Origin of the sequence: Planococcus sp. MB-3u-03, from assembly GCF_002833405.1 — a bacterium.
GTDB lineage: Bacteria > Bacillota > Bacilli > Bacillales_A > Planococcaceae > Planococcus.
In genome coordinates this window covers 319904-332742 of sequence record NZ_CP025135.1, presented here as the reverse complement: position 1 = coordinate 332742, position 12839 = coordinate 319904, and the positions used below count along the sequence as shown (strand labels likewise).

The following is a 12839-nucleotide window of genomic DNA, read 5'->3' as shown; positions in this document are numbered from 1 at the left end:
CTTGATAGCGAAAGTTTTCTTGTAACAAGGTTGCTGAATATTGAATGGAGCTCCATGTTGGTATTCGCCGCCTTGCTTTGGGTTGGCCTCCCGCAATAAGCCAGGAAGAACGCCTGTCTCATTGCGGCGGCTCATCCGTGTCGCTCGGCGGCTTAAAGATTCTGTTATGTGAAGAATGTATAATCAGATCTGCTTCTCTAACCAATTGCCCGCTAACGGGGGGAATCGCTTCCCGAGATGGTGCGTCTGACAAGCCGCTAATTGAGTAAGTTAAATTTATGGGTTTGTTTTGTGGATGAAGACACGTGACCCTCCATTCTTCTACCTGTTTGAAGTTAGCTATATAATAAGATGAATTTCTACATTTCATTTTAAAGGAGCTGAAGAAATGATTTTCCCCTCTAAAGCTAGAGACGGAGTGGAAGGGGGCTGACTCCTGAGGGACCGCGCGGGCTGGCGAGACAAATGTGCCGTGCACTTAGCGGCACATTGGCTCAACACCCGCCCCTCGGAAAGCAGCCCCCTGTAACGCAGTCGAAAAGCGGAAGCTTTTCTACTCACTTTCCTATACTATACTCTTCACGTAGTCCGAGCTATATGGGATGTTCGATTGGAGCGCAATCCCCCATATAAAAATTACTGCTTCCCCTCTCTCGTACTTCACACACTTGATTCCACAAAAAACCCGCCGGAGAAAATTCCCGGCGGGTTTTGTGATGCTGCTTCTATTCCATTATTGATACCATGCCCCGACTACCGGATAATCGTATGGCTCGTTGTTCAAGGCTTTGATGATCGCGATGATCGGCACGATGATACCGATGGCACCGAACAACAGCAAGAGCGGGAATCCGATCAGGACGACCGTCAGCATGCTCGATACAAAGAGCAATGCACCCATGACCAATTGGAACAACAGGGCTTGAATCGACAGTTTCTTCAATTCATGGTCGTCCGTGACGAACATGGCGACGAAAAAGACAATCACCGGCACAAGGAACGGAGCGAAAAACGCACTGGCGTGGACGAGAATCTTTAGCCCAGTTTTCTCCATTAAAATGACCTCCAGTCAAATTACTTTCTTATCCTTATATACGGCCGATGATCAAAAAAGTTTCATTTTTTATTCGGAAGCACGCAAAACTACTTTGCCGAATTGCTTGCCTTCCGCCAAATAATCAAAAGCCTCTTGCGCTTCGTCCAAAGAGAAGACGCGGTCGACGACAGGATGGGTATCATGTTGTTCAATGTGCTGGATCATGTCGCGCAATTCCTCGCGGCTGCCCATCGTCGAACCGAATAATTGATATTGCCCATAGAAAAAGCTGCGCAAATTGAAATCGACATTATCCGCGGTGGTCGCACCGAAAATGACAATGCGCCCACCCTTTTTCAATACGTCGAGCGAACGGTTGAACGTGGCGCCCCCGACGCTGTCGATGACGAGGTCAATCGTGTGGCCTTCGAGTTCCTTGACCCAATCGCTGTCGGTCGGAATGGCAATGTCTGCGCCGATTTCTTTCGCGCGCGCAAGCTTGTCTTCACTGCGTGATGTGACGATAACCGTCGCCCCTGCATTTTTCGCAAATTGAATCAAAAACGTCGCAACTCCGCTGCCTGCGCCTGGAATGAACAAAGTATCGCCTTTTTTCACTTGCCCTTTCGTGAACAAGGCACGATAGCCGGTCATCGCAGGGAGCGCGAGCCCGCCTGCTTCTTCCCAGGACAGGTGCGCTGGCTTTTTCTCCAGCTGCTGTGCAGAAATGGCGATTTTCTCTGCAAACGTCCCGTGGTCCGGCATGCCGAGAATATCAAAGCCTTCTGGCGGCGCATCGCTGTTTTGTTCCCAGCGGAGCCCAGGATTGATAATCACTTCATCACCGATCGCAAAAGCGGTGACGCCTTCACCGAGTGATTCGACAACACCTGCCCCGTCCGATCCGATGATCAGTGCTTCCGGGTTGTCTCCGTAGCGCTTCAAAAGGCCGAGGTCGCGGCGGTTGATTCCGGCATCCCGGATTTTCACGACAACTTCTCCTGCTTGTGCTTGCGGTTCTGGCATGTCTTTTAATTTATACTGGCCTGCTTCCATTACAAATGCTTTCAAACTGCGTCACCCTCCTGAAAATGTTGGCTGAATTGTTCAAGCTGCTGCTTGCTGATGATGTCCTGCGAAAACAGCGGAATATACAATAGCTGCTGTTTCGGGAATGTTTCTTTGATCATGTCCATATACTTGGTTTCGTGCTTTTTGCGTTCTTGGAAAAACGCGCCTTCCACTTTTTCCGGGAGCACTTTATTGATGATCAAGGTTTTCACGTGGAGATGGTATTTATCCAATAGCTCCAATGCTTTTTTCGTCTCCAAAATCGGCAGGCGCTCCGGGTTCAAGACGAAAACGAAACCGGTTTGCTTAGCGTCCAACAAAATATCACGCGCTTTCGAGAAGCGTTCCTGACGTTCGCGCAAGACATCGTAAATCGGGTCTTCGCGCGGTTCGCCGTCATTCAATAGCGCTGTATAATTCTCATTGGTTTTGCGGCGCTTATCGAGCAAACCTTCAATCCACACCCCCATCAGCTCCGGCAGCGATAACAGCCGGATCGTGTGACCGGTAGGCGCCGTATCGAACACCAGCTTGTCGAAATGCTGGCGCTCCTCAAGAATGATGTGGATCAGTTTGTCAAAAAGCGCCGCCTCGTCCGCACCAGGAGAGGCTTTGGCCGTATCGAGCTGGCGATTCACTTCTTCCATCATGCTCGTGTGGACCGTTCCGCGAATATTGTTTTTGACACCTTTGATGTAATTTTCCGTCTCGATTTCAGGATCGATTTCAAGCGCGTATAAATTGTCGGCGATTTCTTTTGTGCGGCCGCCGATTTGTTCGTTGAAGATGTCCCCGACATTATGTGCGGGGTCTGTGGAGACCAGCAAAGTCTTATGCCCGGCTTTTGCGGATTGCCAGGCGATGGCTGCAGCGGATGTCGATTTGCCGACACCGCCTTTGCCTCCGACAAAAATAATGCTTTTCGATAACACATCCATGCCATTCCCTCGTTTCATTAAAAGTCAGCAGCAACGGATTCCAGACAGCGGGGATTTTTCCATGCCCATGCGTAAATGCCAGTCGTGAAATTCCTCGATCATATACGGATACAGCTCGAGCGTGTAATAATAGACCGGATTCGGGATGCCGAGCATTTCCGAATACAGCATCAACAGGAATAAATCGTCTTCGCTGCGGAGCTCCCGGGCGATTTCTGTGCGGTGCGGATGTTCCAAGACAGCCTCATACCAGTCGATTAATTTTTTCAGTTTGTCGCTGATCGGCATAACGGCACCTCTTCCTGAAAAAAGTACAAGGGATCATGAATATGATCCCTTGGCACTTCCTACTATAATAATGAACGTTCTGCTGGCAGCAACTTTCCTGCACCTTCTATAAAGCCATTATTTCAAATCTTCGTCCGAAAATCCAGGATTTGATTTACTCATGAGCGCCTGTGCAGCAGTCAAGATGATCCATAGCGTAAAGACGAAAATGATGGCCCCGAAGACGAACAGCAATGTATTCGATCCTTCGTTGTACCAAGCCCATTGCAGGAACACTTGCTGGAACATCGCCCATAGCGTCATGAACATCAAGAATACCATCGGAATAATGGTGATCATGTAATTTCTGCCGAGCTTCCGCAGCCAGATCGAAATCAACAGCAAGCTGATTCCGGCCAATAGCTGGTTAGATGTCCCGAACAGTGGCCATAGCAAGTAGCCGCCAGAACCGAATCCGTTCGGACCTTCCGGCAAAATGACCAGCGCCATGCTGGAAAGTACCGCAATTGAAGTCGCGACATGCTTTTTCTCAAGCTGAGGCACTTTATATTCGACACCTAGCTCAGAAATGATATAGCGCATGAGGCGGACCGATGTATCAAGTGTGGTGGCAGCGAACGAAACGACGATGATCGAAACGATCGTCGAAGCGACCGATCCCGGAATCATCAAACCGGAAGCAAGGACCGTCGCCCCTTCAATGAAGTTTCCAAGACCGGCGCCGCTTGCTTCAGCAAAGCTGCTGTAAGATGCGCTAAATGCGGCACGGTCAGGGAATAGCGTGATGACGGCGATAATCGAGATCAGTGCGAGCACGCCTTCCCCGACAGCTCCCAAGTATCCGACGAAGCGGGCATCTGTTTCTTTATCCAACTGCTTCGATGAAGTACCCGAAGAAACGAGTCCGTGGAAACCGGAAATCGCACCACAAGCAATGGTGATGAAGAGTAACGGGAACCAGGAAACGTCAGCGCCCGGGTTGGTTGCCGGCGCTGTGATTTCAGGATTCGTGAACAAGAGACCCAGATACAAAATCGCCAGTCCGACGATCAATTGGTGGGAGTTGATGAAGTCACGCGGCTGGAGAAGTTTCCAAACCGGCAGCGTGGATGCAATGTAGACATAAATCATCAAGACGACAATCCAGATGAAGAATGCGCTGGAAATGGCCCCAAGACCGAACAGGCCGGCACCTTCTTCCCCGCCCATATAGCGGACAAGGTCAATTTGCAAAAAGTCCACTTGGCTGGAAATAACCGCTGTCCCATACATGATTGCAAGCGCTATCAAAGAAGGGATGAGCATTTTCATGTTTTTCTTATAAGCAGCATAGCCAATCCAAACCGCGAGTGGAATCTGGATAAATACCGGAATGACGCTTGCCGGGTACGAAATGAACAAGTTCGCGATGACCCAGGCGAATACCGCATTGACCATAAGAACCAAGATTAAGATGATAAACAAGAACAAGATTTTTCCACGCTGGCCGATCAAGCGGTGGGCAAGCGTCCCGACAGATTGCCCTTTGTTGCGGACCGAAAGCGCGAGCGTACCGAAGTCATGGACGCCGGCTGCGAACACCGTACCAAAGACGACCCAAAGGACCGCCGGCAGCCAGCCCCAATAGACCGCGATAGCTGGCCCGAGAATCGGCGCAGCCCCTGCAACGGATGTAAAATGATGTCCCCATAAGACGAACTTATTGGTCGGGACAAAGTCGACACCGTCTTTGTAACGGTGGGCTGGTGTCACGTAATTCGGGTCGAGCTTGAAGATCTTTTCTGCTACGTACTTGGAATAAAACCGGTATCCGAGAACGAATATAAATAATCCCATAGCAGCTAAAGCGATTGCATTCACATTTCCCAACTCCCTTTTGTCTTTTTTGAAATTTCTGCATACCTTGTTTAATCATAGAGTAATAATTTAATATTGTAAATGTTCTGTTTTTCATTTCTCTCTCTTGTTATTTTCTTCATAAAGTTTCAGCTTCGTATAAACGGTCTCCAGCACGGGAACCGGAACATCGGCTTGCTGTGCTTTTTCAATGAGATGCCCTTGCAGGTGGTCGGCTTCAATGCCTTGGCCTTTCTCCATATCGCGCTGCATCGATGATTTCATGCCGTCGTCCATGCTATTCACTTTGTCTAACTGAATGGCGGCGATGCCTTTTTTGATCGGTGCATCGATCGCCGTCATGACCGATTCGAGTTCTTCGAGCAGCGATTGGATGGCGGATTGGCCGGACGGCAGCTTGCGGATCGGGCCGATGGGCGATTCCATGAGGGAGGTGATGCCGGACATCGCCGTGATGAACATATATTTATGCCACATGTCCTGGTCAATATCCTCACTCAAAACAAATTCCGCTTTTGTTCCATCGAAATGCGATTTCAATTTATCGATGCGGGCTGTCCGCTCGCCGCCCCGTTCCCCGTAAACCAATTGATGGATCGGGCTCGTCTGGACAATCGACCCGTCTTCGCCGATGGTTGTCTCGATAAAGCATAAGCCGCCAATCACTGCATCTTCCCCGAATGCAGAGACGAGCTGTTCGACGTGTGCGATGCCATTCAACAGCGGCAAAATCATTGTCTGCTCGCCGACAAATGGGCGGATGTCTTCAATGGCTTGTTCAAGCTGGTACGCTTTTGTCGATAGAAGAATAATATCGAACGGCTCGGCTTGCATCGTTTTCGTCAAAAGAGCAGGCTGGAGATGCAGATCTCCGTGCCGGCTGTTGACGCGTAAGCCTTCTTGTTCAATCTTTTTCTTGCGCCCTTCCCTGACCAGAAATGTTACGTCTTCTCCTTTTTCCAACAAACGCGCACCGAAATAACCTCCGATGCCGCCTGCTCCTACCATCAACATTCTCATCGTGACACATCCTTTTTAAGTTTGTTTATAAATCCAGCGCTCCGCTTCCAGCATCCGTTCGCATCTGCCCTCGGCGCGCAAATACTCAAGATGGGCCAAAGTTTCACCGACCGCAAAGCGCATTTCGTGGACCGTCAACGGCCGGTCGAATAAACGCTCGCGCACTTCGAAAATCGTCAGCGGCTGTTCAAGCATCCGCCAAGTTGCATCCAAGCGTTCTTCGTGATGGGCAAGCAATTCATCGATCCGTTTGTTTGCCCCTTGGAACGCTTCGCCATGCGATGGAATGACCCATTCCACATCCAATTTGCGAATTTTCTCCAAAGAATTCATATATGTCAGAAGCGGATTCGGGTCGCCATGGAACCAATAGGAAATATTCGGCGTGATGCGCGGCAAAATATGGTCTGCCGCCAACAGAGTATTGTGCTCGCGTTGATAAAAACACACCATGCCATCCGAATGCCCCGGAACGAACAGCACTTCGTATTCGAAGCGGCCGATGCGGATTTTCTCTCCTTCTTCGAAATGATGATCCACTTTCGGAAGCGGGGAAATGAGCGGTTGAAAGGCTCTCGTATTGTCTGCCATTTCCTGCGCCGCTTCCTGCGGGATGCCCGCTGCCTTGTAATAGCCAGGCAACGCGTCCAAAAATGCATCATCCCAGGACTTCATGCCTGCGTCTGCATCGATTTTGCTCATCGACAGCCGTGCGCCGGTCTTTTGCTGCAAGCCGCCCGCATAGCCGAAATGATCCGGATGGTAATGGGTCAGGAGAATCTGCTCTACGTTTTCATCACCGATTTTCCGCTTCCACAACTCTCTCGAAACGTCATTGTTCAATCCGGTATCGATAATCGTCCAGGCTTCTTCCGCTTTTGCCATAAAGCAATTAACGTGGTTCAGCCTAAACGGCAAAGGATGCCTTACGAGCTTCAATCCAAGTTTGTCGAAAAGCTCTTGGCAATCGGTTTGTTGGACCTCATTCATGGTTTCAGTACCAGCTTGCCGATCGTTTTGCGGCTTTGCAGCAATTCGTGCACATCAGCTGCTTGTTCAAGCGGATACGTGCCGCCGATTGTCAATTTCAATTGCCCGCTATCCATATATCCGAGCAATTCCTGAAAGCTTTTCTGGAATAATTCCGGCTTGCGCATGATCTGCGGCAGGAAAAAGCCGATGACCGATTGATTGCGCTTCATCAATTGACCCGGTGCGAATGTCGCCTGCTCTCCGCTTGCCGCCCCGAAAATGACCAATCGCCCAAACGGCGCCAAAGTCTTCAGCGTATCGTTGAAGACGCTGCCCCCGACCATTTCAAGGGCTAAATCGACGCCATTTCCCTCAGTGATATCTTTGATGCGCCCTACCCAGCCATCTTCGCTATAATTCACCAAATGAGTAGCCCCCATCTTCTCTGCATGGAACAGTTTTTCTTCCGTGCTCGCCGTAGCGATGATTTTTCCGGCACCGAAAAGTTTCGCAAGTTGCACGGCAATCGTCCCGACGCCTCCTGCGGCAGCATGGATCAATACCGTTTCTCCAGGCTCCAAACGACCCATCGTTTTTAAAATATGGTAAGCGCTCAAGCCCTGAAGCGGCAATGCCACTGCTTCTTCAAAACTGACGCCTTCCGGAACCGGCGTCAATACCTGCTCCGGAATCGCCGCATATTCAGCGTAGCCCGATGATTCGATCAAAGCGACGACGCGGTCTCCCGATTTGAAGCGCGTGACGCCCGCTCCTGTTTCGATAACCACTCCTGCCACCTCAGAACCAGGAATATAAGGCAATTCGGTCGGCACGACATATTTCCCTTCCCGTCTTGCCGTATCGGCATAATTGACGCCTGCCGCTTTCACTTCAATCAGCACTTCATGACCTTTCGGCTTCGGCTTTTCAGAATCAATATACTGAAGCACTTCCGGCCCGCCGTATTCCTCGAATTTCACCACTTTCATCTCTTTTCCCCCTTAGCTGATATAGTGCCCTGCCTGATAAATCGTTTGAGCCAATTGGCGTTTAGCTGTAACTGTCCCGCCGCGCTGAAGGCGACTGAGTTCTGCTATCGCCATCGCCGTATAGCGCGCCAATTCTTCTCCTTCTGTAATGCCTTGGATTATTTGGCGCGCTGTCGTCTCGGTTTCGAGCAAGGCATCATCGATGAACACTTGCGTCATTTCCACTTTATGCCGGGCTTTTTTCTCATCCTGTTCGAGCGCTTGCTGCGCCCGTGCGACGGCTGATTCGGCGGCATACAAGGCAATTGCGATGTCTGCCAGCTTCAAAAGCGCCTCTTGCTGCTCGCCGATTCCAGCTCCGTAGGATTTTGCGGCAAGGCCGAGCGTGCTGAGGAAGACGCGGCGCATCGCCCGCACGGCTTCCGTTTCGCGGGCAAGCGTTCCGATATACGGCACTTCCGGTGTCTGCATTTCCTCCACTGCCTTCATCGCTGCTGCTTCGAGATCGAATGTGCCTTTTGCGGCGGCTTTTAATATATTGCCTGGGATGAGCAGACGGTTGACTTCATTCGTGCCTTCGAAAATGCGGTTGATGCGTGAATCCCTGTACACTTGCTCGATTTTATATTCTTGGATATAACCGTAGCCGCCAAACAATTGCAGGCTCTCATCCGCGACAAAATCCAAGGTCTCAGAGCCGTATACTTTGCAGATGGCGCATTCGGCGGCATATTCCATCATCCGCTTTGCGATCAATCCATGGTCCTGCGATTCATACAAACCGCCAAGCGCTTCTTCGAGATAGCCGGCGGTCCGGTATTGCAGCGATTCCAAAGCGAATATGCGCATCGCCATCGTCGCCACTTTTTCTTGTGTCGCCGAAAACTTAGAAATGGCACGATTAAACTGCTTGCGCTCCTGCGTGTAGCCAAGTGCCAGCGACAAACTGAATTTGGCAGCGCCCATGCAGGCAGAGCCTAAATTAAAGCGCCCGAGGTTCAGGACGTTCAATGCCACAAGATGGCCTTTCCCAACTTCGCCAAGCACGTTTTCTACTGGCACTTCACAATCTTCGAAAATGACCGGGCGCGTCGAGGAACCTTTGATGCCCATTTTCTTCTCTTCAGGCCCGAGCGATAAGCCCGGATGTTTCTTTTCGACGATAAATGCCGTGAACGCTTTGCCGTCGACCTTTGCATAGGTAATGAAGGTATCGGAAAACGCGGCGTTGGTGATGTACAACTTCGAACCATTCAGCAAATAATGCGTCCCTTGTTCATTAAGCACCGCGGTCGTTTGGGCAGCTAAGGCATCCGAACCCGCTCCCGGTTCCGTCAGGCAATAAGCCCCGATAAACTCGCCGCTTGCCAGTTTCGGCAAATAGTATTCTTTCTGTTCAGGTGTACCGAAATATGTGATGGGCAAGGTCGCGATGCATGTATGGTTGGAATGCGCCACGCCGTATCCGCCTGCCGGGCCGAGCGATTCGCCGACCAGCCCTTTACTGATTTTATCGAGCCCGAGCCCGCCGTAAGCTTCCGGAATGCTGTGCGCGAGGAGGCCCAGTTCTCCCGCTTTGTGAAAGAGCTCCTGGACGAGTTCGAAATCCTGCCCTTCCAGCCGCTCGTTGTGCGGGTGCACTTCTTTCTCCAGAAACTGCTTCGCTGTTTTCGCAATCATTTTATGTTCATCGGTAAACTGTTCAGGTGTAAAGATCGGACCCGCGGCTTTCATCAGGAAATCAGCGCCCCGGTATACATTCGCCTCAGCTTTCATCTTCTCCGTCCCCTTTTTTGTTCAAATATGTACTGCATTCAGTGGCTAGTTTCCCTACATGGCGTGCATGCCACCGTCGACCATCACGACATCGCCTGTCACATAATCCGAGGCTTTCGCCGCCAGGAACAAAGCCGCGCCTTTCAAGTCTTCATCTGTCCCGAAACGGTTTAACGGCGTCCTGGCCAACAAGCCTTCCTCGCCATGCTTCATCACGTCTTTCGACATTTTCGTTGGGAAGAAACCAGGCGCGATGGCGTTGACCTTGATATTATGGCGCCCCCATTTCGCGGCCAGGTCTTTCGTGAATGTGATCACTGCCCCCTTGCTCGTATTGTAGCCGATCGCATCCATCAGCTTCGGGTCAATCCCCCCGAGCCCGGCCACTGAAGAGATGTTGATGATTTTGCCGCTGTTTTGCGGAATCATCACTTCCCCAACAGCCTGGCTCATAAGGAATGTTCCAGTGACGTTGACTGCCATTACTTTATTCCATGCTTCAAGCGGCATCTCAGATACCGGCGCTCCCCAGGAAGCCCCTGAATTGTTTACGAGAATATCAATCGTTCCGAACGCCTCGACAGTCTTCTCGACGACATTTTTAACATCTTGTGGATTGGTGACATCGCATGCGAGCGCCAAAGTTTTCACACCCTTCGCTTCGAGTTGCTTAGCGACTTCCTCGCACGCTTCCACTTTGCGCGAACACAACACCACATTGGCGCCAGCTTCCGCGAAACCTTCGGCAATTTGTGCGCCAAGGCCTCGGCCGCCTCCCGTCACGATTGCTGTCTTGCCTGTTAAATCGAATAAATCCATCACTGGCATATTGTTTCCTCCTTCATTATAAATACCGACTAGTCGGTATGTTCAGAATACTTAAACTTTATGTTACCGTTTTCATCGCTAATATGCAATCGCCTTCCCGCGCCAAAAAGCCGAGCACCATCACGATCAGGGCTCGGCTCAAGGCAATTTGATTTATTCGGTTTCAGCAGCGTTCAGCAAGTCGGCGAAACGCGGCAGGTCGACATTGCCTCCTGAGATCACCGCGATGATGGTTTGATCCGGTGTGCCTGCTTTGCCCGACATGACGGCAGCTGCGGCAACTGCACCTGATGGCTCCACCAGTTGCTTGGTGCGTACGGCGATATCGCGCATCGCTTCGATGATTTCCTGTTCCTCCACCAACACCAGCCCGTCGAGCAGCTCGCTGACAATCGGGAATGTCAGGTCTCCCGGCTGCGACGTCCGCAAACCATCGGCAATCGTTTCGGTCGGGCCGATCGCTGTAATCTCTCTCCGCTCCAAAGATAAGGCCGTGTCATTCGCAAGCGCCGGCTCTGCGCCAATCACCAATACATCTGGACGCCGTGCTTTCACAGCCGTTAAGATGCCGGAAATCAATCCGCCGCCACCCACGGGCACAACGATAACGTCAGCATCCGGCATTTGCTCGACCATCTCCAATCCAGTTGTTCCTTGTCCAGCAATGATGTCGCGATGGTCATACGGAGGAATGTAGACGCCGTTCATTTGATGCGCGAGCGACTTGGCATGCGGAATCCGCTCCGCTGAAGTCGTGCCGCAATATTCCACCTGCCCGCCATACTCTTTGATCGCTGCGACTTTCGCGGGGCTTGCATCCGTCGGCACGACGATGACAGAGGAGATGCCGAGCTCATTGGCCACATAAGCGACCGCTTGGCCGTGATTGCCCGAAGAAGCGGCGGTCACGAGCGATGCCCCGTTCGATACTGCATTCGTCACAGCGTTCGCCGCCCCACGGATCTTGAACGATCCCATCTTCTGCAAATGCTCCGCTTTAAAGAACACTCGGCGCCCCCATTTTTCCTGGAGCGACTGTGAATGCACGATCGGCGTTTTATGGATGATGTCTTGAATGCGGCTTTTTGCTTGCTCCACGTCTTCAATATTGAACACTGGCCTCACTCCTTTTTCCGTCTAGCTTAACATAAGAGTGAATATTCAGTTACCGGAAGATTGATGATGCGAACGATCCGTTCATTCTCCATAATGAAAGAAAATGCGTTAAACTGATAACACTGATTTGCATAGAGGAGGAGACGATATGCTCAAACGCTTAGTCATCACCGGCTATAAACCACACGAGCTCGGCATATTCGACGACAAACACGAAGGCGTCCGCTTTATCAAGAAAGCGCTCGAAAACCGTTTGCGCGCACTGGTCGATGAAGGGCTCGAATGGATTATCCTGAGTGGCCAGCTCGGCGTCGAAACATGGGCTGCTGAAGTGGTGATCGAGTTGCAGGAGGAATTTCCACAGCTGCATTTCGCCATTCTCACACCTTTCGAGGACCAGGAGAAAAATTGGAACGAAGCCAAACAGGAAAAATACGAATTCCTGTTATCCCAAGCCGATTTCCACCGCAGCTTGACGAATAAACCTTACGAAGCGCCTTGGCAGTTTGTCGAGAAAAACAAGTTTTTCCTCAGAAATTCTGACGGCATTCTGCTGATTTACGACGAGGAAACGGAAGGCTCGCCAAAGTTCATCAAACAGGAAGCGGAACGTTATGCCGAAAAAAATGAATACGACATCCTCCTCATCTCCGCCGACGATCTGCGCATCGTCGCGGAAGAGGAACAGCAAAACGAATGGAATGGCTGGTGAGCCGATGCCCTGCACGTAATGTGCAGGGCATTTTTATTGTTCTCGATGAATTACGGTTTTAGCTGAAAAAAACTAAGCAAGTAAGACAAAGACACAGTCGCAAAAAGAAGTCCCATATCTCATTTCCCTGAAGTTCTATATGAAAATAGGATGTTTTTTTATGGTAGCTAAGCATTTGACTATTCTTTCGTAATCCTATACCTTTAATAGTTATGTTAAAAAAACATCATAGGAGG

Annotated in this window: 12 protein-coding genes; 1 reads left to right on the top strand and 11 read right to left on the bottom strand. The window is 50.7% G+C overall.

Features of this window, described 5'->3' with window-relative positions:
• Positions 1 to 733 precede the first annotated feature (733 nt).
• The 11 genes from CW734_RS02960 to CW734_RS02910 all read right to left on the bottom strand — a co-directional run bounded on the left by CW734_RS02960 (position 734) and on the right by CW734_RS02910 (position 11891).
• Positions 734 to 1054: a magnetosome magnetite crystal formation protein family gene (locus tag CW734_RS02960; RefSeq protein ID WP_101189364.1), complete on the bottom strand. Its 321-nt coding sequence runs from the start codon at positions 1052 to 1054 to the stop codon at positions 734 to 736.
• Between the two features lie 69 nt (positions 1055 to 1123).
• The gene (locus CW734_RS02955; RefSeq protein WP_101189363.1) at positions 1124 to 2107 is read right to left on the bottom strand and encodes a zinc-binding dehydrogenase; all 984 of its coding nucleotides are present in this window, start codon (positions 2105 to 2107) and stop codon (positions 1124 to 1126) included.
• Positions 2104 to 3045, bottom strand: a complete 942-nt coding sequence (locus CW734_RS02950; RefSeq protein WP_101189362.1) for an ArsA family ATPase — start codon at positions 3043 to 3045, stop codon at positions 2104 to 2106. The genes CW734_RS02955 and CW734_RS02950 overlap by 4 nt, the downstream gene beginning before the upstream one ends.
• Positions 3046 to 3069: 24 nt before the next feature.
• On the bottom strand, positions 3070 to 3333 hold the full coding sequence (locus CW734_RS02945) for a cory-CC-star protein (protein WP_101189361.1): 264 nt from the start codon (positions 3331 to 3333) through the stop codon (positions 3070 to 3072).
• Positions 3334 to 3450: 117 nt separating this feature from the next.
• Positions 3451 to 5193 carry a carbon starvation CstA family protein gene (locus tag CW734_RS02940; RefSeq protein ID WP_101189360.1) on the bottom strand — a complete coding sequence of 581 codons (1743 nt, stop codon included), beginning with the start codon at positions 5191 to 5193 and terminating at the stop codon, positions 3451 to 3453.
• A 90-nt stretch (positions 5194 to 5283) separates the two neighbouring features.
• Positions 5284 to 6210: a ketopantoate reductase family protein gene (locus CW734_RS02935; protein ID WP_101189359.1), complete on the bottom strand. Its 927-nt coding sequence runs from the start codon at positions 6208 to 6210 to the stop codon at positions 5284 to 5286.
• Positions 6211 to 6225: 15 nt separating this feature from the next.
• Positions 6226 to 7200, bottom strand: a complete 975-nt coding sequence (locus CW734_RS02930) for an MBL fold metallo-hydrolase (protein WP_101189358.1) — start codon at positions 7198 to 7200, stop codon at positions 6226 to 6228.
• Positions 7197 to 8171, bottom strand: coding sequence for a quinone oxidoreductase family protein (locus CW734_RS02925; RefSeq protein ID WP_101189357.1), 975 nt, complete (start codon positions 8169 to 8171; stop codon positions 7197 to 7199). The genes CW734_RS02930 and CW734_RS02925 overlap by 4 nt, the downstream gene beginning before the upstream one ends.
• A gap of 12 nt (positions 8172 to 8183) precedes the next feature.
• Complete coding sequence (locus tag CW734_RS02920; protein ID WP_101189356.1) at positions 8184 to 9947, bottom strand: acyl-CoA dehydrogenase family protein; 1764 nt, start codon at positions 9945 to 9947, stop codon at positions 8184 to 8186.
• Positions 9948 to 10001: 54 nt separating this feature from the next.
• Positions 10002 to 10775: an SDR family oxidoreductase gene (locus CW734_RS02915; protein ID WP_101189355.1), complete on the bottom strand. Its 774-nt coding sequence runs from the start codon at positions 10773 to 10775 to the stop codon at positions 10002 to 10004.
• Between the two features lie 153 nt (positions 10776 to 10928).
• The gene (locus CW734_RS02910) at positions 10929 to 11891 is read right to left on the bottom strand and encodes a threonine ammonia-lyase (RefSeq protein ID WP_101189354.1); all 963 of its coding nucleotides are present in this window, start codon (positions 11889 to 11891) and stop codon (positions 10929 to 10931) included.
• A 148-nt stretch (positions 11892 to 12039) separates the two neighbouring features.
• Here CW734_RS02910 and CW734_RS02905 point away from each other — a divergent pair, with 148 nt between their 5' ends.
• Positions 12040 to 12603 carry an SLOG family protein gene (locus tag CW734_RS02905; RefSeq protein WP_101189353.1) on the top strand — a complete coding sequence of 188 codons (564 nt, stop codon included), beginning with the start codon at positions 12040 to 12042 and terminating at the stop codon, positions 12601 to 12603.
• The last annotated feature ends 236 nt before the right edge of the window (positions 12604 to 12839 follow it).

Coding starts and splice junctions, on each gene's coding strand:
- CW734_RS02960 (WP_101189364.1), bottom strand. CDS start 1,054: ATGGAGAAAACTGGGCTAAAGATTCTCGTCCACGCCAGTGCGTTTTTC.
- CW734_RS02950 (WP_101189362.1), bottom strand. CDS start 3,045: ATGGATGTGTTATCGAAAAGCATTATTTTTGTCGGAGGCAAAGGCGGT.
- CW734_RS02945 (WP_101189361.1), bottom strand. CDS start 3,333: ATGCCGATCAGCGACAAACTGAAAAAATTAATCGACTGGTATGAGGCT.
- CW734_RS02935 (WP_101189359.1), bottom strand. CDS start 6,210: ATGAGAATGTTGATGGTAGGAGCAGGCGGCATCGGAGGTTATTTCGGT.
- CW734_RS02930 (WP_101189358.1), bottom strand. CDS start 7,200: ATGAATGAGGTCCAACAAACCGATTGCCAAGAGCTTTTCGACAAACTT.
- CW734_RS02925 (WP_101189357.1), bottom strand. CDS start 8,171: ATGAAAGTGGTGAAATTCGAGGAATACGGCGGGCCGGAAGTGCTTCAG.
- CW734_RS02920 (WP_101189356.1), bottom strand. CDS start 9,947: ATGAAAGCTGAGGCGAATGTATACCGGGGCGCTGATTTCCTGATGAAA.
- CW734_RS02915 (WP_101189355.1), bottom strand. CDS start 10,775: ATGCCAGTGATGGATTTATTCGATTTAACAGGCAAGACAGCAATCGTG.
- CW734_RS02905 (WP_101189353.1), top strand. CDS start 12,040: ATGCTCAAACGCTTAGTCATCACCGGCTATAAACCACACGAGCTCGGC.